Source organism: Achromobacter sp. FW305-C-28, assembly GCF_058783235.1.
This window is the reverse complement of the sequence record NZ_JBYSYL010000005.1, coordinates 195,770-217,332: the sequence shown is the minus strand read 5'-3', so window position 1 is coordinate 217,332 and position 21,563 is coordinate 195,770. Positions and strand designations below refer to the sequence as shown.

Genomic DNA, 21,563 nt, shown 5'->3' with positions numbered 1-21,563 from the left:
TTTAGGGGCAAGGCATAATGGTGCGACCGTCGGCCGCAGGCCGGCGTCGATACGCCAGCGCTTTCCTGGGAGCTTTCGTTGGACCCCATTCTTGCCGAACTGTCGGCGTCGCTGCAGGCCGCCAAGTCGGTCGAGCAGTTGACCCGCCCCTTACTTGACATGCTGGGCACCGTGACGGGCCTGGAATCCACCTACCTCACGTCGATCGACCCGGACGCCGACCAGCAGCACGTGCGCTACGCACGCAACGTCGGCGCCTTGCAGATTCCCGAAGGCCTGTCGGTGCCGTGGTCCGACACGCTGTGCAAGCGCGCGCTGGACGAAGGCCGCATGGCCACCAGCGACGTCGCCGCCTGCTGGCCCGATTCCGACGCGGCGCGGCAACTGGGCATCCAGACCTACGTCAGCGCCCCCATCCGCAGCGACGACGGCCTGCTGCTGGGCACGCTGTGCGGCGCCAGCGCTCGCCAGCAGGCCGTGGCGCCGCAGGCCGAATCCATCCTGCGGCTGTTTTCCAGCGTGATCGCCAATTTCATCGAACGCGAACAACTGGTCGCGGAACTGCGCCAGGCCAATGTGCAGCTGATGGCCTACGCGCTGACCGACCCGCTGACCGGCCTGCCCAACCGCCGCGCGCTCTACGAAGAACTGGACCGCCTGCGCAGCCGCGCGCTGCGCGATGGCGACAGCGTGCTGGTGGGCGTGGTCGACCTGGACGGTTTCAAGGGCATCAACGACACCTACGGCCACCAGCAGGGCGACGTCTTTCTGCAGGAAATTGCGCGGCGCCTGGCCATGGCCGTGCGCACCTCGGACATGGTCGGGCGGCTGGGCGGCGACGAGTTCGTGTTGATCGGCCCCGGGCCCGCGCTGGCGCGCGGCGATGCTGCCCCGGGCCAGGACGCCGAACGCGGCGACGCCCAGGAAGCCGCCCGTTCGCTCGAAGACCGCGCGGCCGCCGCCACCATCGGGCGCTATCAGCTGGGCGACACCGCCCTGCCCTACGAAGGCGCCAGCGTCGGCGTCGTGGCGCTGGACCCGCGCGGCCTGGCCGCCGAAGAAGCGGTGCGGCTGGCGGATGCGCGCATGTATGAGATCAAGCGCGCGCGCAAGGCGGCGCGCACGATTCACTGAAGCCGGATCCCGCCCGGACCCGGACCTTCCTGCCGCCACCGCCTCGATACGCGGGGCTTGCACAACACATAAGCATTTGCTAATGTGTTGCCATGCAAGAAAACGACGTCTTCAAGGCCCTGGCCGACCCGACCCGCCGCGCGATCTTCGACAAGCTCGCCGCAGGCAGCATGAACGCCAGCGCGCTGCGCGACGGCATGGCCATCAGCCAGCCCGCCATCTCGCAGCACCTGGCGGTATTGCGCCAGGCGCGGCTGGTGCGCGAGGAACGCCAGGGGCGCTTCGTCAACTATGAAGTCGACCCGGACGGCCTGGCACTGCTCGCCGGCTGGCTGGGCAAGTACCGCGCCTACTGGCCGGCGCGGGTCGACGCGTTGAAAACGCTGCTCAAGGACATGGACCAATGAATGCCACGGAATCCGAGCTGGATACGACGCTGGTGCTGGACTACGAGCTGGACGCCCCGCCCGAGAAAGTCTGGCGCGCCCTCAGCATCCCGGCGCTGCGCGACCAATGGCTGCCCGGCCGCGACCTGGCCGACGCCGAGCCGCTGGCCGCCACCCCCGGCGTCGAGGTCCGCTACCGCCTGCGCGACACATTGCCGCCCTGCCTGGAAAGCGTGGTGACCTTCCAGCTGCACCCCACCGCCGACGGCGGCACCCGCCTCACCATCATCCACACGCCCGACGACGCCCGGCTGGCGCGGCCCGTGCCGCAGGCCGCCAACGGCCCCTGGCAGGCGTTCAAGCTGGCCGCCTGAGGCCACCCTTTTTTCGGTTTTTCAATGCGCGGCCGTTCTGCGGCCGCCTGACAGGAGCTCGCCCATGCGCGACACGATGCAGCTCGTCCCGATGGTCGTGGAACAGTCCGGCCGCGGCGAAAGATCCTTCGACATCTACTCGCGCCTGCTGCGCGAACGCATCATCTTCCTGTCCGGCGAGGTCAACGACGCCGTGTCCGCCCTGGTGTGCGCGCAGCTGCTGTTCCTGGAAGCCGAAAACCCCGGCAAGCCGATCCACCTGTACATCAACTCGCCCGGCGGCGTCATCACCAGCGGGCTGGCCATGTACGACACCATGCAGTTCATCAAGTCGCCGGTGCACACGCTGTGCATGGGCACCGCGCGGTCGATGGGCTCGTTTCTGCTGATGGCCGGCGAACCCGGCCAACGCGCCGCGCTGGCCAACGCCAGCCTGCACGTGCACCAGCCGCTGGGCGGCTTTCAGGGGCAGGCGTCCGACGTGCTGATCCATGCCGAGGAAATGCAGCGCACCAAGCAACGCATCATCCGGCTGTACGCCGAACATTGCGGACGCAGCTACGAAGACGTCGAACGCAGCCTGGACCGCGACCGCTACCTGAGCGCCGAGGAAGCCGTGCAATGGGGCCTGATCGACCGCGTGATGGACCCGCGCACGATGGGAAATTGATCGGGCCGCCCGGCAGGCCGCGAGGCTCGCCGGGCCGACGTCACGCTAGGCCTGGGCCAGCGGCCGCTGGTGGCGCGCACGCAGCACGGCGTTGACGGCAGCCCCCACGGCCAGCAGCGCCGCGGTCCCCAGGAACACGGCCGGCATGCCGAAATGGCCGCCGATGAAACCGCCCAGCACGGGGCCTGCCACCTGGCCCACGTACTGCGCCGAAATCGACAGCCCCAGCACATTGCCGCCCACGCCGTCGGGCACGTTGTGGCGGATCACGCTGGTCACGCAGGGCAGCAGCCCGCCCAGCGCCAGGCCCATCAGGAAGCGCAGCGCCACCAGTTGCCAGCCCGCGGTCACGAAGGCCTGCGGGATCAACAGCAGTGCGGCCACGGCCAGCGCGCCGACGATCACCGTCCAATGGCCCACGCGGTCGGCCAGCCGGCCCAGCCGCGATGCCGACAGGATGGCACCCAGCGCCGCCGCCGACATCACCACGCCCGATACCAGCGTGACGCGGGCCGGATCATCCACCAATTCACCCACGTAGACCGTGATGATGGGTTCGATCGACATGGTGGCGAACATCAGCAGCATGCCGGTCGCCAGCATGGCGGCCACGGGCCGCTTGTCTGGAATCTGCGCCCAGCCGCCCTTCCTGGGCCCGGCCGCCTTGGCGGGCCTGGCCGGACGCGGCATTTCCTTGATGAGGAACACGGTGGCCAGGAAAGCCAGGAAGATCACGCCGCCGGCCAAGAGGAACGTGGCGCGGATGCCGATCAGCGGCGGCAGCGCGCCCCCGATCAGCGGCCCCACCAGGTTGCCCGCCATGATGCCGGCCGACAGCACGCCCAGGGCCCAGCCCGACCGCGCCTTGGGCGCCTGCATCGCCACCAGGATGGTCGAGCCCGACGCATACCCGCCCGCAAAACCCACCAGCAGCCGCAGCAGCACCAGTTGCCACACCGACTGCACCATGCCCGTCAGCGACATGCAGATCGCCATGCCCAGCGAGGCGCGCACCAGCATCAGCTTGCGGCCGTAGCGGTCGCCCAGCCGGCCCCACAGCGGCGCCACCAGCGCGGCCGCGAAAAACGTCGCGCCATAGGCCACGCCCGACCACTGCACGATGGCGGCATGGCCCACCGCGCCCAGCTCTTCCACATACAGCGGCAGGAACGGCAGCAGCAGCGTCATCGCCACGATGGTGCTGAACGAACCGGCGAAACAGACCGCCAGATTGCGCCGCCAGTGGACGTTTTCGTCCGGCGAGGCGGGCGCGGCGCTGGCCGTGGGGGAAGTCATGGAAGCAATCCTTGTGGGGGTGTCGGTAAAAGCGCGCCATGCGCGCATCCCGGATTGTTACCAGCCGGCCGGCCAGCAACAAGACCAGCCCCGATACCGGTATTGCGGCTACCCCCCACCGGCGCATCCGCCTGCGCGCGGCAGGGGGGGCCCGCCCCGCCGGCCGGCTGTCACAGGAATGCTGTTAGTCTTGCAGCGCCGCGCGGCATCTTCCGCGTCCCTTCTTTTTCCGCGAGTCCCCCATGACCAGCCCCCTGTACCAAGCTTCCGTGCCCGTTCTCACGCAGATGCTGACCGCCCTGTCCGGCGTGCTGCAGAAGGCCGAGGCCCACGTCGTCGCCAAGAACATCGACCCCAACGCGCTGCTGCAGGCGCGCCTGTTCCCCGACATGTTCCCGCTGGTGCGCCAGGTGCAGATCGCCTGCGACTTCGCCAAGGGTATTTCGTCGCGCCTGGCCGGCGCCGAAGTGCCGTCCTGGCCCGACAGCGAAACCACGTTTGCCGAGCTGCAAGCGTTGATATCCAAGGCCCTGGCCCACGTCGGCTCGTTCCAGCCGGAGCAGTTCGCCCAGAGCGAAGGCCGTGAAATCGTGCTGCGCCCGGGTACCCCCAAGGAAAAGAAGCTGAGCGCCAGCGCCTACCTGCTGCACTATGGCCTGCCGCAATTCTTCTTCCACGTCACCACCGCCTACGACCTGCTGCGCCACAACGGCGTGGAAATCGGCAAGCGCGACTACATGGGCGCGTACTGATCCGCGACGGCGGGTCAAACGCTCAAGCGGCCGGGCGGCTCATGCGCCCGGCCCGAGACCGGCGCCGGTCAGGCGCCGCGCAGCCAGGCCTTGGGCGTCGCCCCGTGGTGCGCCTTGAACGCCTTGATGAAATGGCTGAGGCTGGCAAAACCGATGCGGTAGCCGGTTTCGGTCACCGAGCAGCCGCGCGCCAGCAGGCTGGCCGCCGCATCCATCCGCGCCTGCAGCAGGCAGGCGTGCACCGACCGGCCGTATAGCGCCATGAAACCGGCCTGCAGGCGCTTTTCGCTCAAACCCACCGGCCGTCAACCCCGAAGAGCAAGGCATCGCCGCCGGTTCGGTCACCGCCGTGCAAGGCATGGCGATGGTGGTGGCGCCGCTGGCGTGCACGCTGCTATATGGCGTGCGGCCCTGGCTGCCGTACGTGGCCGCCGCCAGCCTGTTGCTGCTGCTGGCGCTGGCGGCGGCCACGCATCTGCGTCGTGCGCGGGGCTATTCCGTGATCTGAATCTTGGCCTGGTCGATGATGACCTGATAGCGCTTCATCTCGGCATCGATGAACTTGGCGAACGCCGCCGAGTCCTTCACCGATGGTTCAAAGCCCAGGCCGTTCAACTGCTCGGCCACCTTGGGGCTGGCCATGACCTTGGCCGACACCGATTCCAGCTTGCGCAGGATCGGCTGCGGCAGGTTGGCCGGGCCCCAGACGCCATACCAGGAATAGAACTCGAAGTTCTTCTGGCCCTGTTCCTTCATGGTGGGCACGTTGGCCAGCAGCGGGCTACGTTCGGCGCCGGTCAGCGCCACGGCGCGCAGCTTGCCCGCGCGCACCATCGGCAAGGACGACAGCATCGGGTCGATCAGCCCCTGCACCTGGCCGCCCACCATGTCCGACAGGGCCGGGCCGCCCCCGCGATACAGCACGATGGGAATCTGGTCCAGGCCGTTGTCGTGCAGGAACGAGGCCGCGGCCAGGTGGCCGGCCGAACCGAAGCCGGTGGTGGCAAACGAGTATTTCTGCGGGTCCGCCTTCAGCACCTTGACCAGCTCTTGCACGTTGTTGGCCGGCACCTTGGGGTTGACGCTGAAGATCAGCGCGCCCTGCGCCAGCTCGCTGATCGGCGTGAAGTCCTTGACCGAATCGAACTTGATGGTCTTCTTGTACAGCAGCGGATTGATCGCGTGGATCGACGCGTTCAGGTACAGCGTGTAGCCGTCGGGCGCCGCGCGCGCCACGTAGGCCGCGCCGATCATGCCCGAGGCGCCGGCGCGGTTTTCCACCACCACGGACTGGCCCAGCTCTTTGCCCAGCTGCTCGGCATACAGCCGCGCCACGCCGTCGACGGAACCGCCGGGCGGGTGCGGCACCACCAGCGTGATGGGACGTTGCGGATAGGCGTCTTCGGCCAGCGCGGCAGCGCCGGACAGCGCCCCCACCGCCAGCAGGGCGACGCTGAGCAGCCGCTTGAGCGGCGTGGGGCGGGACAGGAATCGGGACATGATGGTCTCTCTAGGCGATGGGCGCAGTCATTTCGAGCGCGCAGCAGCGGTCCACGCCATCGGACGCGATGCGCGCGTCCGCCATGCCGTGGATCGTCAGGATGGGTCCGGCGGCCTCATGCCGCCGGACGGGGAAATCAGGCCGCCTTGAGCTGCGCGGAGCTGAAGCCGTACTTGGTATCCAGCCCCAGTTCGCGCACGATGCGCAGCCCCTTGGCCAGGGCCTCGCCCTCCAGGCCGCGCAGCGGACGGCGCAGGTCGCCCACCGGCAGGCCCACCGCCTTCATCAGCGACTTGATGGCCACCGGGTTGATGGCCGAGTACGAGTAGTGCAGCATCGGCAACAGGCCCAGATAGCCTTCGCGGAAGCTGACCGACACGTCGGGCGTGTCCCACGGACGCGAGATGTCGGCCATTTCAGCGGGCGCGATGTTGCCGGTCATGTTGGCGGTGCCGTGGCCGCCCAGGCTCATGGTGGGCACCACCAGGCCCAGGTTGGGCGAATCGCAGCACATCACCGACACGTCGGGACGGCCGCGCAGCACCTGTGCCACCTGGCCCACGCGGGTGGTCGACTCCTTGTGCACCACGTAGTTCGGGTGCTTGAAGATGCGCAGCAGCTGGTCCCAGTGCAGGTCGCTCTTGACCCGCGGCGGGTTGTTGTAGATGCCCAGCGGGAGGTCGGTGGCGTCGGCCACTTCCAGGAAATAGGCTTCCGTATCGGCTTCGGACGCGCAGATGTAGGCCGGCGCGGCCAGGATCGCGCCATCGGCGCCGTTGGCCTGCGCGAACTTCAGGTACTCGATGGTGCTGTCGGTGTTGTTGCCGGTGCAGCCGTAGAACAGCTTCATCTTGCCGCTCTTCATCTTGGCCGTCTCGACGATGACCTGGCGGCGTTCTTCCGGGGACAGCAGCGACACCTCGCCGGTGGAGCCCATGATGAGCACCGCGGCGGTGCCGTTGTCCTCCTGGAACTTCAGCAGGCTGCGAAAGGCGCTGAAATCGACGCTGCCGTCGCGGTTGAACGGCGTCACGATAGCGACGAAGGACCCCTGGATTTTCATTTTGCTCATGAACCACTCCACATGCGGAAGGACTGCTCGACAAAAAAGCCAGGGGCGCGCGTGATCGGCGCTACCACCTGACCATTCCCCTTGTTGCATACGCAGTATAGGAAGAGCGGCCCCGAAAATTTTTCTATTTTCCACACTTTAAGCGGGTCCGAAAGACAAAGAATTTCTAAGGCAATGCGTTTAAGTTATGAGGATTTCCATAACAATACGTTTTTGACTGCGTGCCCCTCATGTCCGAAGCGACCTCTCGCCATCCGTCCCTGTCTCATTGGGGCGCCTACACCGCACTGGTACGCGATGGCCGCGTGGTGGGCTGCGAACCCTTCGCCCACGACCAGGCTCCGTCCCCGCTTATTCACTCGATGCCCGACATGGTGCATTCGCCGCTGCGCATCGCGCGGCCCAGCGTGCGCGCCGGCTGGCTCAAGCATCGCGGCGCGTCCGAACTGCGCGGCGTGGACGGCTATGTCGAAGTCGATTGGGATACGGCCCTGGATCTGGTGCATGGCGAATTGCAACGGGTGCGCGCGCAACATGGCCCCACCGCGATCTTCGGCGGCTCGTATGGCTGGTCGTCCGCCGGGCGCCTGCACCATGCCCGCACGCTGACGCACCGCTTCCTGTACGCGGGCGGCGGCTGCGTCGACCAGTCGGGCAACTACAGCTGGGGCGCGGCGCAGTTCCTGCTGCCGCACATCATCGGCACCTATGCGCCCGTGACCGGCCGCATCACCGACTGGAACAGCGTCGTCAACCACACCCGGTTGCTGATCGCGTTTGGCGGCATCCCCTTGCGCAACACCCAGATCGCCTCCGGCGGCGCCGGCGACCACAGCGCCCCGGGCTGGCTGGCGCGGGCGCGCCAGGCCGGCATGCGCAGCGTGGTCATCAGCCCCACCCGCGCCGACGCGCCGGACGCGCTGGCGGCCGAATGGATCCCCATCCGCCCCAACACCGACGCCGCGATGATGCTGGGCATGGCGCACACGCTGCTGGCCGAAAACCGCCACGACAGCGCGTTCGTGGCGCGCTATTGCAATGGCTTCGACCAGTACGCGGACTATGTGCTGGGCCGCAGCGACGGCCAGCCGAAATCGGCCGCCTGGGCCGAGGCCATCTGCGGCGTGCCGGCGGCCACCATCCGCGAACTGGCGCGGGCCGCGGCCGGCTGCCGCACGCTGCTGTCGTGTTCGTGGTCGCTGCAACGCGGCCATCGCGGCGAACAGCCTTACTGGGGCAGCGTCGCGCTGGCATCGCTGCTGGGCCAGATCGGCCTGCCGGGCGGCGGCTTCGCGTTTGGCCACGGGTCCATGAACGGCGCCGGCAATCCGCGCCCCGACCTGCCCGCCCCCGAAATGCGCGCCGGCCGCAATCCGGCGGCCACGTCCATACCGGTGGCGCGCCTGACCGACATGCTGCTGCAGCCGGGCCAGACCTACGAATTCAATGGCAAGACCGGCACGTATCCCGACATCCGCCTGGTCTACTGGGCGGGCGGCAACCCGTTCCATCATCACCAGGACCTGAACCGTCTGGCGCAGGCCTGGACACGGCCCGAGACCATCATCGTGCACGAGCCCTGGTGGACGCCCACCGCGCGCCGCGCCGACATCGTCCTGCCCGCCACCACCACCCTCGAACGCAACGACATCGGCGGCTCATCGCGCGACCGCTATATCCTCGCGATGCACCAGGCCGTGGCGCCGGTGGGCCACAGCCGCAACGATTTCGACATCTATCGCGAACTGGCCGCGCGCGGCGGTTTCGAGCAGGCCTACACCGAAGGCCGCGACGAGATGGCCTGGATCCGCCACATCTACGAGCAGATGCGGCCGGCCTGGGAGGCCGCGCAGCTGACGCTGCCCGCGTTCGATGCATTCTGGGAACGCGGCCATATCGCGCTGCCCCCGCCCGCGCGCGACTTCGTGCTGTTCGAGCAATTCCGCCAGGACCCCGACGCGCATCCGCTCAAGACCCGCTCGGGCCGCCTGGAGCTGCACAGCACGGCCATCGCCGAATTCGGCTATGACGATTGTCCGCCGCACCCGGCCTGGTTGCCGCCGGTGGAATGGTTGGGCGCCGACCGTGCCGCGCGCTGGCCGCTGCACCTGGTGACCTGCCAGCCCGCGGACCGGCTGCACTCGCAGCTGGACTCCGCGCCCGCCACCCGCCAGAACAAGGTCGCCGGCCGCGAAGCCGTGCTGCTGCATCCGATTGACGCCGCCGAACGCGGCATCGCACAAGGCGATGTGGTGCGCATCTTCAACGACCGCGGCGCCTGCCTGGGCGGCGCGCAGCTCACCGCCGACCTGCTGCGCGGCGTGGTGGTGATACCCACCGGCGCGTGGTTCGATCCGCAAGGCGCAGCGCTGGAGCGCCACGGCAATCCCAATGTGCTGACGGTGGATGTCGGCACCTCGCGCCTGGCGCAAGGACCCAGCGCGCTGTCGGCGCTGGTGCAGGTTGAACGCTGGCAAGGCGCCGCGCCCGCGGTGCAGGCGTTCGAGCCGCCGGCGCTGGAAACGCTGGCGAACAGCGCCACGGCCACGCGCTAACGGACGCTGCCGGAACCGATTACGCTCCGGACCGCGCCGTCTGCGTCATGCCACGGCCGCGATCGGCGTGGATGCGCCTTGCAGAAAGGCAAACACGCGTTCGTTCTGGCCGCGCACGAAGTGGCGCTCTTGCGGCAACACCGTCACGCAGGCCTGCGGCAGCAGGCGTTGCAGGCGGTCGCGGGTGCCATGCGAATCCAGCATCACGTCGCGCCCTCCCACCGCCACGAACAGCGGCGGCGCCAGCTGGCGCAATGCCTCGTCGCTGAATACCGGAATCCTGCCGAAGCGGGGCCGAAAACCCCGGTCGATGGCACGCAAAAGGTCGAACTGGGCGCGATCGGCGGGCGGCGGATCGGCCGGCAACGCGCCGATGATGCGGCGCCGTACCAGCGCCCGCCCCGCCGGGCCCAGCATCAATAGCGGCAAGACCCACGGCAGAATGTTTTTCTGCCGGCCGATGCCCGACGGACACAGCAGCGCCAGGCGCGCCACCCGGGCTGGGCGGCGCAGCGCGAAGTCCAGCGCCATCCAGGCACCCAACGAGATGCCGCAGAACGCGGCGCGCCTGACGCCCAGGCCGTCCAGCACTGCCTCCAGCCAGGCCGCATGCGCATCGCCATCGAGTGGCAGGCGCGCGGGCGCGCTCAGGCCCGCCTCGCCGATCAGATCGATGGCATAGATACGGAATTTCCCCGCCCACGCGGCGGCTTGCCGTTGCCAGCTGGCCGCCGCGCTTTGGGCGCCGTGCAGCAACACCAGTGGCGGGGCGTCTTCACGCCCGCATACCAGCACATGCGTATCACCGGCGGGGGTAGGCACCGTCTTGCGCATCAGCCCTTCTGGCCAGTACGCCAGCGCGGCGTCGTAAGCCGCGTGCACGGCATACGCGTGACGCTCGGACTTGTAGACCGGTTTCATGCTTGCGCGCCGCCGCGATGGCGCAGGTGGATCAGCGGATAGGGCCGGCCCTGGCTGTCGCGCTCGGACCGGCCGGTGCGTTCGAATCCCAGCCGTTCGTAGAAACCCACGGCTTGGCTGTTCTGCTCGTTCACGTCCGTGGCCAGGCGGGGATGGCGCCGCAATGCGTCGGCCACCAGCAGACGGCCGACGCCCGCGCCGCGATGGTCCGGGTCCACGAACAGGGCTTGCATAGCATCGCCGTCCAGCAGCATGAACGCGACGGGGCGATCGGCCTCGTCCACCGCCAGGTCCAGCGTGGCGGCGGGCAGGAAGCCCACGACTTCGGCGTCGATGGCGAGGCGGTCTTCGGCGGTCAGGAAATGATGCGTGGCATCGACGGCCCGGCGCCAGATGTCGACGACGCGCGCGCCGTCGGCGGGGGTGGATTTTCTAAGTGTGAACATGATTCAAAGGGAGAGGCATGAAAAGAAAGCGGCGGGAAGGGCGAACGCACCTTGCGCCAGCGCCGCGGCTCAACCCGCCGCGGTGCGTTGCTCGATGGCGCGGATCACCGCCACCATGTCGGAAGTACCCAGGCCCAGCGCCTCGGTTTCGCCATACAGCGCATGGCTGGCGTCCAGCAGCGGCGAGGCGATGCCCACGCTGCGCGCGGCCTCGGCCACCAGGCGGCTGTTCTTGAGCACGTCGGTAATGGCGGCCTGCACCGAGTAGTCCTGCGTGACCAGCTTGCCCAGTTTCACGCGGGACACGTCGCTGGCCATCGGCCCGGCGTTCAGCACGTCGGCAAACAGCGCCAGGTCGATGCCCTGGCGTTCGGCGAAATGCACGGATTCGGTCAGGCCGGTGACCATGGTGATCAAAAACAGATTCACGGCCAGCTTCATCGCCAGCGCCGACGGCACCGCGCCACAGACGAAACTGTCGCGGCATAGCGGCTGCACCAGCGTGCGGATCGCGGCCACGTCGTCGGGCTCGCCGGCCAGCATCACCACCAGTTGGCCCGCTTCGGCGGGCTTGCGCGAGCCGGACACCGGCGCTTCGACATAACGGCCGCCGGCCGCCCGGATGTCCGCGCCCAGCTGGCGCGAGACGTCCGTCGACGTGGTGCCCATGTTGACGATCAGGTGCCCTTGCACTCGCGTGGCAAAGTCTGGCGTGCCACGGCCCAGCGTGGCGTCGATGGCGGCGTCGTTGGCCAGCATCAGGATGACCGTGCGGCATTGCGCGTAGACCTCATCGATCGTGTCGGCAATGTGGGCGCCCGCCGCGCGCAAGGCGTCGAAGCTGCCGCCCGAACGGCTCCAGGCCACCAGCGGCGTGCCGGCGCGGGCCAGGTTCAGCGCCATGGGCGTCCCCATGACGCCCAGGCCGATGAATCCGATAGTCATGTGTGTCTCCTGCGTGTTTCTGGTGAGGAAAAGGGTTGCGCGGAAAGCGGCCTTGCACCCGTCTCAATGCGGTGCGGACTCGACCCGCAGGCCGGCTGCCTTCCAGGCCGGAAAGCCATCGCCCAGCCGCTGCGCCTGGAAGCCGCGGGCGCGCAACAGCGCCACGGCGCGCATCGACAGCACGCAGTAACGGCCGCCGCAGTAGGCCACGATGGCCTGGTCGCGCGGCAGTTGCGCCAGATGGGCCTCCAGCGCTTCGGTAGGCAGGTTGACCGCCCCCGGAATGTGACCGGCGGCGTAATCGTCGGGCGAGCGCACATCCAGCAGCAGCGCGCCGTCGTCCAGCTTGGCGACCAGCGCCTCGATGGACACGGCTTCGAGCTGCTCGGGGCGGTTCACGCTGTCGGACGCCACGCGCTGCATCTCCTGGCGCTGGTGGGCCAGGTAATCCTGCAAGGCCGACAGCACTTCGGACACGGGCCCCGCGCCGCCGCGGTACAGCACGTGCTTGCCGTCGCGGCGCGACTGGATGAAGCCGGCGCGCTTGAGTTGCTGCAAGTGTTGCGACGCGTTGGTGATCGACAGGCCGGACAGCAGCGCCAATTGCTCGACCGTGCTTTCGCGTTGCAGCACGGCTTGCAGCAGGGCCAGGCGGTGGGGATGCCCCAGTGTCTTGGCGGCGTCGGCCAAGTCGTCGAGCGAGTCGGCGGGGTCGGCCAGGGGCAAGGGCATAGACGGGGACGGCGGCAGGGTCTTCATTGACGGGAACATAGCATCTTCCTATCATTCCATCATTTGTTGGATTGATAATTTTAAAGGAGACACGTCCATGTCATCGAGCCCGAGCCTGACGGCGGCGGAACCAGCGTCCGCGTCCTGGGGCGACCTGCTGCGCGGCCGCAATGGCCTGCGTTCGATCGCCCTGGCCGGCGGCGTGGCGCTGCACGCCGTCAACATCTACGTGGTCACCACCATCCTGCCCACGATCATCCAGGAGATCGGCGGCCTGACGTATTACGCGTGGAACACCACCCTGTTCGTGGCCGCGTCCATCGTCGGGTCGGCGCTGTCGGCCAAGCTGATCGAGCAACTGGGGCCGCGCCTGGCGTACCTGGTGGCGCTGGCGGTGTTCTTGATCGGTGCGGTGGCCTGCGCGATGGCGCCGTCGATGCCGGTGCTGTTGCTGGGGCGCACCGTGCAAGGCCTGGGCGGCGGCGTGCTGTTCGCGCTGAGCTACGCGCTGATCCGCGTGGTGTTCGACGCCCGGCTGTGGCCGCGCGCCATGGCGCTGGTGTCGGGCATGTGGGGCGTGGCCACGCTGGGCGGCCCCGCCATCGGCGGCATGTTCGCGCAAAGCGGCCAGTGGCGGCCGGCGTTCTGGGTACTGGTGCCGGTGGCGCTGCTGCTGGCGCTGATCGTGGCCAGCCAATTTCGCGGCAAGGCCGCGGCCGACGCGCCGCCCGGCCGCGTGCCGTGGCTGACCATCGCGTTGCTGGTGCTGTCGGTGCTGGCGATTTCCGCCGCCAGCCTGTCGCAGCGGCTGGTCTGGAATGCCGCCGGCATCGCGGCCGGCGTGGTCATCGCCGCCCTGATCGTGCGCATCGACAGGCACGCCCGCGCCCGGCTGCTGCCCACCGGCGCCTACTCGCTGCGCGCACCGCTGGGCGTGCTGTACGCCGTGATGAGCCTGCTGGTGGCGGCGCTGACCACCGAGATCTTCGTGCCGTATTTCCTGCAAGTGGTGCACCAGCAGACGCCGTTGGCCGCGGGCTACATGACCGCGATGATGGCCGGCGGCTGGACGGTGGCGTCGGTGTACAGCGCCGGCCGCAGCGCCCTGCAAGCGCATCGGCTGATCCGGATCAGTCCGTGGGTGGTCTTCGCCGCGATCGTGGCGCTGGCCGCGACCATGCCGGTGACGGCCTGGAATCCGGCGTGGTTCGGCACGGTCATCTACTGCGTGGCGCTGACCGCGGTGGGCTTTGGCATCGGGCTGGCCTGGCCGCACCTGCTGACGCGCGTATTCTCGGCCGCCGCGCCCGGCGAGGAAAACCTGGCGTCGTCGTCGATCACGACCGTGCAGCTGTATGCCACCGCATTGACCGCCGCGCTGGCGGGCGTGGTGGCCAATGCGGGAGGGCTGACCGAACCCGGCGGCGTGGAGGGCGCGCGGACAGCGGCCCTGGCGCTCTTCGGCGTGTTCGCGCTGGCCCCGGCGCTGGCGGCCATGCTGGCGGGGCGCCTGGCGCGATAGGACCAGTACGTCAGCCAAGCACAGCCGGGTTGACCACGTGTATCGGCTTGCCCGCCGCGTACGACACGATCTGGTCGAACACGTCCGAGAACTGCGTTTCGTATTCGTCCTCGGTGACGTAGCCGATATGCGGCGTGCAGATCGCGTTGGGCAAATGCAGCAGCGGATGCTGCGGATCACGCACCGGTTCTTCTTCGAACACGTCCACCGCCGCTGCTCCCGGGCGGCCCGCGCGCAGCGCCTGCACCAGCGCGCCGGGTGCGATCAGACCCGCGCGGCTGGTGTTCACCAGCAGGGCCGACGGCTGCATGTGCGCCAGATCCTCCGCGGTGACGATGCCGCGGGTGGCCGGCACCAGGCGCATGTGCAGCGACAGCACATCGCTGGTCGCAAAGAACGTCTGCTTGTCGGGCGCCACGGCCCAGCCGTCGTCGCGGGCGCGCTGGCGCGAGGCCTCGCGGGCCCACACCTGCACCTTCATGCCGAAGGCCGCGCCGTAGCGCGCCACCTCGGCGCCGATGCGGCCATAGCCGTAGATGCCCAGCGTGCGTCCGCGCAGCGTGCGGCCCATGCCCGTCTGCCAGACGCCTTCCTTTAACGCCTGCACCTGTTGCGGAATGCGGCGCATGCCGGCCAGCGCCAGCGCCCAGGTCATTTCCGCGGCGGCGTACGACGGCGTGCCGGCGTGCTGGTTCGACGACACGATGACGCCGTGCTCGGTGCAGGCGTCGATGTCGATGTGCGGATAGACGCTGCGCTGGCTGATCAGCCGCAGCTTGGGCAGCCGGGCGATCAGCGGCGCGCGGATCTGGGTGCGCTCGCGGATCAGCACCAGTATCTCGGTGTCGCGCAGGCGCTCGGCCAGGGCATCCACGTCCTGCACGTGATCGTTCCAGACGGTCACGGCGTGCCCGTCCAGCTTGCGAAAACAGGGCAAGCCCCGCAGCGTGTCGAAATAGTCGTCCAGAATGGTGATGTTCATGATCTGCCTGCCTCCTCGGGAACGAGCATTGTGAGCGCCGACCTGCCGGCCGTAAAATGAGATTAATTCGCTCATTGATGCGTTTTCCTCATGAAAATAGACGTGCTCGGCGTGCAGGCCTTTGTCGCCATCGCGGACCACAAGAGCTTTCGCCGCGCCGCGAGCGAGCTCAGCATCACCCAGACCGCGCTCAGCCGGCGGTTGCAAAACCTGGAATCTTTCCTGGGCGTGCGGCTGGTGGAACGCACCACCCGGTCCGTCGCGCTGACGCCGCCCGGCGACAGCTTCCTGCCGCAGGCGCGGCGGCTGTTGGCCGACCTGGCCGCGGCGCTTACCGAAATCCGTGAAACCGGCAAGGCCCAACGCGGCGACGTGACGCTGGCCTGTGTGCCGACCATCGGCGTGCACTACCTGCCGCAGATCCTGCAACGCTACAGCGCCGAACACCCGCAGAACCGCGTGAAGGTGCTGGACCATTCCTCGGGCGCGGTGGCGCAGGCGGTGCTGACGCGCGAAGCGGAATTCGGCATCAACATCGCCGAATCGCATCCGCCCACGTTGCAAAGCATTCCGCTTCTGCAAGACGATTTCGTGCTGATCTGCCGCGACGACCATCCCTTCGCCCGCCGCCGACGCCTGCCCTGGAAACAACTGGAAGGCCACCGACTGATCTTTCCCGGCGCCAGCAGCAACAACCGGCCGCTGCTGGACCATGCGCTGGCCGATCAGGCCTTGCAGCTATCGGCGTTCTATGAAGTGCAGCGCAGTTCCACCGCGGTCGGCCTGGTGGCGGCCGGCGCCGGCATGGCCGTGGTGCCCCGGCTGGCGTGGCAGGCGGGTTCGTATCCGTCGTTGCGGGTAGTGTCGCTGCACACGCCGGTCGTGGGGCGCACGTTTTCGCTGCTCAGCCGCAAGGGCGCGCACCTGTCGCCCGCCGCGCAGGCCCTGTACGACCTGATCCTGCGGCACCGCGAAGACCTGCCGGCCTGAGCGGCCGCGCAGGATTCGAAGCGTTTTAAACAATTGGTGACGCCTTGTCCGGCAAATCGGGTAACAATGCGCCCGCGCCCATCCGCCACAAAGGAATCACCATGAATAAAGCGTTTGCGTTGCTGATCGCCGGCCTGATGCCCCTGGCCGCCGTCGCGGCACAGCCGGACGTCGAACCCCTGACGCTGAACCCGCAGAACAAGCTGTACTGCAACGCCCAGACCGATTGGTGCGTCGGCATCAAAACGGACGGCTCGATGCAGGAAAACGGCCCCTTCGCCACCAGCCGCACCCTGCGCGCCGAATGGCCGTTCTGGGACCTGCCCGACATTCCGAATTTCGCGCATTTCACCGTCTGGCCGCACCTGATCCGCCTGGACGAAGAACGCGCGCTGGTCGGCGTGATCGGCCCGACCGAGCCGGACTACAAGGAAGAAATCCAGTTCTCCGGCGGCAGCTTCGCACGCAAGGACCTGTACCTGTTCATGGTCAACCTGGGCGACAACGTGTCCGGCCTGGTGCAGGTGATGCCCTACACCGCCAACGCCCGCATCCGCGCCTGCTTCAATGACACGGACCAGACCCGGCGGGAAGGCAACTGCATCGATACCTATCGCTTCCAGACGGCCCTGAAGGCGCTGCCCGGCGGCAAGTATCCGGACCTGCAGGTCACCACCCATGCCACCCGTGCGCCGGCCGGCGCCAGCCGCTATGCGGATTCGAGCAAGCTGCCAGCGCCCACCGAGGCCCAGAAGGCACCGCAGACCGACAAGCAGTGCAGCTACACCGTGACCTATAAGTGGCACGAAGACACGTCGGTCTACCGGCCCGCGACGCCGGTGCCGGATTGCGCCGAGTTCCTGCAAGCGCAGCCCAAGAAGCGGTAGACCGGCCAGGCAGCCCGCGTCAGTCGGCGTAGCCCGGGTTGCGCCGGTCCAGCCGGCGCAGCAGGCCCGGCCAGGCCAGCGCGGCCTTGTGCGCGCGGTCGGCCGGGGACTCGACCGCGGCGCGCGCCAGGATCTCGGGCGGGATGTAGGTGAGTTCGCCCCCCGCCTGGGCCCGCACCTGCACCATGCAGGCCGCCTCCAGCCGGTGCATGGCCTGGAAGGCCTCGGCCATGGTCTGGCCCACCGTCAACAAGCCATGGTTGCGCAGGATCAGGTAGTTGTTGCTGCCCAGGTCGCGCACCAGCCGCGGCTGCTCTTCGGGGTTGAGCGCCAGGCCTTCGTAGTCGTGGTAGCTGAGCGAGCGCAGCGCGATGAACGCAAACTGCGACAGCGGCAGCAAGCCGCCCTTCTGTGCCGACACCGCCACGCCGTTGATCGAATGCGTGTGCAACACGCACATGGCATCCTTGCGGGCCGCGTGGATACAGCTGTGGATGGTGAAGCCGGCCGGATTGATGTCGTATTCCGAATCCATCACCTTGCGGCCGTCCAGGTCGATCTTGACCAGGCTGGACGCGGTGATTTCGTCGAACATCATGCCGTAGGGGTTGATCAGGAAGTGCTCGGTGCCCGGCACCTTGGCCGTGATGTGCGTGAAGATCAGGTCGTCCCAGCCAAACAGCGCCACCAGCCGGTACAGCGCCGCGAGATCCTTGCGGACCTGCCATTCCGTTTCGCCGACCTGTTCGCGCACGCTGGCGCCCTTGCCTACCGTATCCATGCTGTCTCCCGTTATGGTGTTCTGCCCGCGGCATCCGCGCCACGGGTGCCTGGCACTGTACTACCGCGCCGCGCCGCGCAACATGGCCGCCAGCGCCTGCGCCAGGGCCTCGCAGCGCGCGGGCGTGCCTTGCGCGATGCCGAACACCAGCCCTGGCACCGGCGCCGCGAGGCAAAACTCGGAAAATGTCCGGGCGCCGTAGCCGCGTTCGGCCAGCGCCTGGACCACGCGGCGATCGTCCACGCCGTGGTCACGCAGCCGTACCGCCAGCTTCAATCCGCCGCCGCCATCGGCCACATCCAGCCAATCGCCGCAGTGCTGCGTCAGCGCGCGCACCAGGTTGTGCATGCGTTCGGCGTACACGCCGCGCATGCGGCGGATGTGGCTGCGAAAGTGACCGTCGTTCAGGAAATCGGCCAAGCCCGCCTGGATATGGATCGGCACGTCGCTCTGGCGCAGGGCCATGTCGGCATGGCAGGCGGCCACCAATTCCGGCGGCAGGATGGCATAGGCCACGCGCAGCCCCGGCGCCAGTGTCTTGGAAAACGTGCCGACGTAGGCCACGCGCTGGCCGGTGTCGATGCCTTGCAGCGCGGCGATGGGCCGGGCGTCGTAGCGGAATTCGCTGTCGTAGTCGTCTTCGATGATGAAGGCGCCGTGCCGCTGCGCGGCGTCCAGCAGCGCCAGCCGGCGCGGCAGGCTCATCGTGACGCCCGTGGGGCACTGGTGCGAAGGCGTCACGTAGATCAGGCGCGGGCCGGCGCCCGCTGCGCGCGACAGGTCGATGCCGTCGGCGTCGCACGGCACCGGCACCAGCTGCGCGCCCGCTCGCAGCAGCAAGGCGCGCGCGCGGGGCCAGCCCGGGTCTTCGATCCAGGCCGTGTCGGCTCGAGGCGCCAAGGTCACGCGGGCCAGGGTATCGATGGCGGCAGCCGCCGACGGAAACACCGCCACCTGATCCGCTTGCGCCACCACGCCGCGCGCGGTGCTGGCGTGCGCCAAGATGGCCGCCCGCAGCGCCGGCAGGCCGGCCACCGGCCCGTAGCCCAGGTCGTGGATGCGCAAAGACTTGATCCGGCCGCCCACGCAGCGCGCCCACGCCGCCGCCGGAAAACTCTTCAGGTCCGGCACGCCGGGCTGGAACGGCAGGGCGCGCGGGGCGGGCGTCGTGGGTGCGGGCAACGATTCGGCTGGACGCTTGCCCGCCGACGCGGAGGCACGGCCGCGCACGGCCCCCGCCAGCGGCCGGGGCCGCGCCGTCGACACCCGCGTGCCCGACCCGCGCACGGTCTCGACATAACCTTCGGCGCGCAGGCGTTCGTAGGCCTGCACCACGGTCGACCGGGCGATGCCCAGCGACAGCGCCAGCGCGCGAGTCGACGGCAACGGTTCGCCCGCGCCCAGCCGGCCGGCGCGCACCCGTTCACGGATGGCGCGGCACAGCTGGCCTTCGAGATCGCCCTGGGGCCGGTCAAGCACCAGCCAGGTCACGGCTTGGGAAGTCATGGGCAAGGATGCAAAAAATGCGCGCGCATCGCGCAGCGGGTCAGCAGGAATTTTAGGGGCAACGCCGCCTCGCAGGCCCGTCACTGGTAGGACGGACATCGGCAAAGCGGACGGTTCGCGCGCCGAGGATCGGCGCTACAACGAGGTCCCCGACCCGCCTCTCAAGCAGATTCCGCGTGCTGACCTCTACCCTTCTTATCACCGGCGGCGCCCTGGCCGGCGGCCTGGTGTCCGGCTTGACCGGCTTTGGCACCGGCCTCACGGCGCTGCCGATCTGGCTCCTGGCCCTGCCCCCGGCCCTGGCTTCGCCGCTGGTCATCATCTGTTCGGTGACGTCGCAGTTGCAGACGCTGCCCTCGATCTGGCATGCCATCGACCTGCGCCGGTCGGCCCCGTTCATCGTCGGGGGCCTGCTCGGCGTGCCGGTAGGCGTCGCGGCGCTGCCTTATGTGTCGCCGCGGCTGTTCGAAGGCGGACTGGGCGTGATCCTGGTGACGCTGTGCGCCATGCTGCTGCTGAACGGCCAGGCGCGCCTGCCGCGCACGCACCCGCGGATCACGCTTCTCGCCGACGGCCTGGTGGGGTTGGGCGGCGGCCTGCTGGGCGGCATTGCGGGCCTGTCCGGCCCCCTGCCCACCTTGTGGGCCGGCCTGCAGGGCTGGACCAAGGACGAGCGCCGCGCGGTGTTCCAGTCGTTCAACCTGTCGATTCTGGCCGTGGCGCTGGTCTCGCAGGCCATATCAGGCCTCGTCACCGCCGAGGTCGTCTCGCTGGCCTGGCAGGCCCTGCCCGGCACGATCGTCGGGTCGTGGCTGGGGCGGCGGCTTTACCACCGCATCAATGTCGTCGTCTTCAACCGCATCGTGCTGCTGACGCTGTTGGCGGCGGGGGCCAACATGATGCTGCGCGTGCTGTAGCGCGTCTTGCGCCCGCGACACATTAGGACAGATTTACGCAAAAACTCGACACTTCTTAACGTGTATTGGCTCTGATTCCCCTACAATTCAGCAATAATTCAGGTTCGCCGGCCTTGAGGACCGGCGCCATTGCCAGGGATGACGAGACAACATGCACAACGCCATCAGGATTTTCGTCGGCTGCGACCCCAACGATTGCGACCTGGAACAGATGATGGTGCTGGAATACAGCGCCCGCAAACATGCATCCCGCCCGGTCGAAATCACCTGGATGCGCCTGTCGCGCGACCCCGCCAGCCCCTGGTATTGCGACCCCGCGCGCGGCCGCGGCTGGCGCACTGAAAAATGGTCCACGCCGTTCTCGGCATTCCGTTGGGCGGTACCTGCCGCCGCCGGCTTCCAGGGCCGCGCCTTGTACATGGACGCCGACATGCTCGTGCAGTGCGACCTGGCCGAGCTCTGGGACCTGCCCCTGCACGGTGATGCCATCGTCGCCGGCCGCCGCGATGGCGATGGCAACGGCTGGCGCTCATGCGTGGCGCTGTGGGATTGCGAACGTGCACGCGCCCATCTGCCGTCCTTGGAAGCGCTGCGCGCCAAGCGCCACGCCAACCGCGAAATGAAGCACTACTTCGCCGACCGGCCACACCTGGTGCAGCACCTGGACGCCCGCTACAACAGCATCGACGGCGAAGGGCTGGCCGCAGACGACATCCGCATCCTGCATTACTCCGACATGGGCACGCAGTTCTCGCACCGCTACGCGCTGCCGCGCCTGCGCGCCGAAGGCCGCCAGCACTGGTTCGACGGCGAAGTCGTGCCGCACGCGCGCCACGACCTGACCGAACTGTTCGATCGCTACTACCGCGAAGCCATCGCTGCCGGCTACACACCGGACACCTACCGCAACGCCGTCCCGTTCGGCGACGTCATCAAGGCTTCGCAGAAGGACTACACCGGCAACCGGCCACGGCCCGAGCGCCGCTCGTGGTTGCAGCGGCTTTGGGCCGGCGCGGCGCGCAGCTAAGGCATGCCCGGCCTCCTGTAAAGCCCCCGGCACGCGAACGTCCAGGATGTGTTTATAGCCAATCCATATTGGCGGCGCGGCGGCGCGCTGCCTACACTGGGTTCACGCGATTTCGGCTTTGTCTCCGTATCACACGTTCCAGCCGGCTTGCCCTGCAAGCCGGTTAT

The 21,563-nt window shown here is 68.5% G+C and carries 23 protein-coding genes; 12 read left to right on the top strand and 11 right to left on the bottom strand.

The genetic code is table 11. The annotated features are described in order from the left end of the window. The first annotated feature begins 78 nt into the window (after positions 1-78). From AC3WMR_RS15250 to AC3WMR_RS15235, 4 genes are all read left to right on the top strand, one after another. Positions 79-1,134 carry a GGDEF domain-containing protein gene (locus tag AC3WMR_RS15250; RefSeq protein ID WP_492264358.1) on the top strand — a complete coding sequence of 352 codons (1,056 nt, stop codon included), beginning with the start codon at positions 79-81 and terminating at the stop codon, positions 1,132-1,134. A 92-nt stretch (positions 1,135-1,226) separates the two neighbouring features. Further along, the gene (locus AC3WMR_RS15245) at positions 1,227-1,541 is read left to right on the top strand and encodes an ArsR/SmtB family transcription factor (protein ID WP_175218278.1); all 315 of its coding nucleotides are present in this window, start codon (positions 1,227-1,229) and stop codon (positions 1,539-1,541) included. Next, a complete protein-coding gene (locus AC3WMR_RS15240) occupies positions 1,538-1,894 on the top strand; it encodes an SRPBCC family protein (protein WP_492264359.1) in 357 nt (118 codons plus the stop codon). The genes AC3WMR_RS15245 and AC3WMR_RS15240 overlap by 4 nt, the downstream gene beginning before the upstream one ends. Positions 1,895-1,958: 64 nt before the next feature. Beyond that, positions 1,959-2,564 carry an ATP-dependent Clp protease proteolytic subunit gene (locus tag AC3WMR_RS15235; RefSeq protein ID WP_492264360.1) on the top strand — a complete coding sequence of 202 codons (606 nt, stop codon included), beginning with the start codon at positions 1,959-1,961 and terminating at the stop codon, positions 2,562-2,564. Between the two features lie 45 nt (positions 2,565-2,609). Here AC3WMR_RS15235 and AC3WMR_RS15230 read toward each other — a convergent pair whose 3' ends face one another. After that, a complete protein-coding gene (locus AC3WMR_RS15230) occupies positions 2,610-3,860 on the bottom strand; it encodes an MFS transporter (protein WP_492264361.1) in 1,251 nt (416 codons plus the stop codon). 242 nt (positions 3,861-4,102) lie between these two features. On the opposite strand from AC3WMR_RS15230, the gene AC3WMR_RS15225 reads away from it, so the two are divergent. After that, positions 4,103-4,612 carry a DUF1993 domain-containing protein gene (locus AC3WMR_RS15225; RefSeq protein ID WP_492264362.1) on the top strand — a complete coding sequence of 170 codons (510 nt, stop codon included), beginning with the start codon at positions 4,103-4,105 and terminating at the stop codon, positions 4,610-4,612. A 68-nt stretch (positions 4,613-4,680) separates the two neighbouring features. Here the strand turns inward: AC3WMR_RS15225 and AC3WMR_RS15220 are convergent, their stop codons facing one another. Further along, the gene (locus AC3WMR_RS15220; RefSeq protein ID WP_492264363.1) at positions 4,681-4,905 is read right to left on the bottom strand and encodes a helix-turn-helix domain-containing protein; all 225 of its coding nucleotides are present in this window, start codon (positions 4,903-4,905) and stop codon (positions 4,681-4,683) included. 56 nt (positions 4,906-4,961) lie between these two features. Between AC3WMR_RS15220 and AC3WMR_RS15215 the strand changes: the two genes are divergently transcribed. Next, entirely contained in the window at positions 4,962-5,120 is a 159-nt protein-coding gene (locus AC3WMR_RS15215; RefSeq protein WP_492264364.1) for a hypothetical protein, read from the top strand. Here the strand turns inward: AC3WMR_RS15215 and AC3WMR_RS15210 are convergent. After that, positions 5,105-6,112 carry a Bug family tripartite tricarboxylate transporter substrate binding protein gene (locus AC3WMR_RS15210; RefSeq protein WP_492264365.1) on the bottom strand — a complete coding sequence of 336 codons (1,008 nt, stop codon included), beginning with the start codon at positions 6,110-6,112 and terminating at the stop codon, positions 5,105-5,107. The genes AC3WMR_RS15215 and AC3WMR_RS15210 overlap by 16 nt on opposite strands. A 137-nt stretch (positions 6,113-6,249) precedes the next feature. Further along, positions 6,250-7,185 (bottom strand): 4-hydroxy-tetrahydrodipicolinate synthase family protein, encoded by a 936-nt coding sequence (locus tag AC3WMR_RS15205; RefSeq protein ID WP_175191257.1) that lies wholly within the window; start codon positions 7,183-7,185, stop codon positions 6,250-6,252. Between the two features lie 230 nt (positions 7,186-7,415). Between AC3WMR_RS15205 and AC3WMR_RS15200 the strand changes: the two genes are divergently transcribed. After that, positions 7,416-9,740 carry a molybdopterin-dependent oxidoreductase gene (locus AC3WMR_RS15200; RefSeq protein WP_492264366.1) on the top strand — a complete coding sequence of 775 codons (2,325 nt, stop codon included), beginning with the start codon at positions 7,416-7,418 and terminating at the stop codon, positions 9,738-9,740. A gap of 45 nt (positions 9,741-9,785) precedes the next feature. Here the strand turns inward: AC3WMR_RS15200 and AC3WMR_RS15195 are convergent, their stop codons facing one another. From AC3WMR_RS15195 to AC3WMR_RS15180, 4 genes are all read right to left on the bottom strand, one after another. Beyond that, positions 9,786-10,661 carry an alpha/beta fold hydrolase gene (locus AC3WMR_RS15195; protein WP_492264367.1) on the bottom strand — a complete coding sequence of 292 codons (876 nt, stop codon included), beginning with the start codon at positions 10,659-10,661 and terminating at the stop codon, positions 9,786-9,788. After that, positions 10,658-11,107 carry an acetyltransferase gene (locus AC3WMR_RS15190; RefSeq protein WP_199167011.1) on the bottom strand — a complete coding sequence of 150 codons (450 nt, stop codon included), beginning with the start codon at positions 11,105-11,107 and terminating at the stop codon, positions 10,658-10,660. Before AC3WMR_RS15190 ends, AC3WMR_RS15195 begins: the two co-directional genes overlap by 4 nt. Positions 11,108-11,176: 69 nt before the next feature. Next, positions 11,177-12,052: an NAD(P)-dependent oxidoreductase gene (locus tag AC3WMR_RS15185; protein WP_492264368.1), complete on the bottom strand. Its 876-nt coding sequence runs from the start codon at positions 12,050-12,052 to the stop codon at positions 11,177-11,179. Positions 12,053-12,115: 63 nt separating this feature from the next. Further along, the gene (locus tag AC3WMR_RS15180; protein WP_492264510.1) at positions 12,116-12,784 is read right to left on the bottom strand and encodes an ArsR/SmtB family transcription factor; all 669 of its coding nucleotides are present in this window, start codon (positions 12,782-12,784) and stop codon (positions 12,116-12,118) included. 97 nt (positions 12,785-12,881) lie between these two features. Here AC3WMR_RS15180 and AC3WMR_RS15175 point away from each other — a divergent pair, with 97 nt between their 5' ends. Then, positions 12,882-14,306 carry an MFS transporter gene (locus AC3WMR_RS15175; RefSeq protein ID WP_492264369.1) on the top strand — a complete coding sequence of 475 codons (1,425 nt, stop codon included), beginning with the start codon at positions 12,882-12,884 and terminating at the stop codon, positions 14,304-14,306. 10 nt (positions 14,307-14,316) lie between these two features. Here the strand turns inward: AC3WMR_RS15175 and AC3WMR_RS15170 are convergent, their stop codons facing one another. Next, positions 14,317-15,288 (bottom strand): D-2-hydroxyacid dehydrogenase family protein, encoded by a 972-nt coding sequence (locus AC3WMR_RS15170; RefSeq protein WP_492264370.1) that lies wholly within the window; start codon positions 15,286-15,288, stop codon positions 14,317-14,319. 90 nt (positions 15,289-15,378) lie between these two features. Between AC3WMR_RS15170 and AC3WMR_RS15165 the strand changes: the two genes are divergently transcribed. Both AC3WMR_RS15165 and AC3WMR_RS15160 read left to right on the top strand, forming a co-directional pair. Continuing rightward, positions 15,379-16,278, top strand: coding sequence for a LysR family transcriptional regulator (locus AC3WMR_RS15165; protein ID WP_492264371.1), 900 nt, complete (start codon positions 15,379-15,381; stop codon positions 16,276-16,278). A gap of 101 nt (positions 16,279-16,379) precedes the next feature. After that, a complete protein-coding gene (locus AC3WMR_RS15160) occupies positions 16,380-17,165 on the top strand; it encodes a hypothetical protein (protein WP_492264372.1) in 786 nt (261 codons plus the stop codon). Positions 17,166-17,184: 19 nt separating this feature from the next. On the opposite strand, the gene AC3WMR_RS15155 is transcribed toward AC3WMR_RS15160, so the two are convergent. After that, positions 17,185-17,946: a class II aldolase/adducin family protein gene (locus tag AC3WMR_RS15155; protein ID WP_025139155.1), complete on the bottom strand. Its 762-nt coding sequence runs from the start codon at positions 17,944-17,946 to the stop codon at positions 17,185-17,187. Positions 17,947-18,006: 60 nt separating this feature from the next. Continuing rightward, positions 18,007-19,452, bottom strand: a complete 1,446-nt coding sequence (pdxR, locus tag AC3WMR_RS15150) for a MocR-like pyridoxine biosynthesis transcription factor PdxR (RefSeq protein ID WP_492264373.1) — start codon at positions 19,450-19,452, stop codon at positions 18,007-18,009. A gap of 176 nt (positions 19,453-19,628) precedes the next feature. Here pdxR and AC3WMR_RS15145 point away from each other — a divergent pair, with 176 nt between their 5' ends. Beyond that, positions 19,629-20,369, top strand: coding sequence for a sulfite exporter TauE/SafE family protein (locus AC3WMR_RS15145; RefSeq protein WP_492264374.1), 741 nt, complete (start codon positions 19,629-19,631; stop codon positions 20,367-20,369). A gap of 151 nt (positions 20,370-20,520) precedes the next feature. Continuing rightward, a complete protein-coding gene (locus AC3WMR_RS15140) occupies positions 20,521-21,396 on the top strand; it encodes a glycosyl transferase (RefSeq protein WP_492264375.1) in 876 nt (291 codons plus the stop codon). The last annotated feature ends 167 nt before the right edge of the window (positions 21,397-21,563 follow it).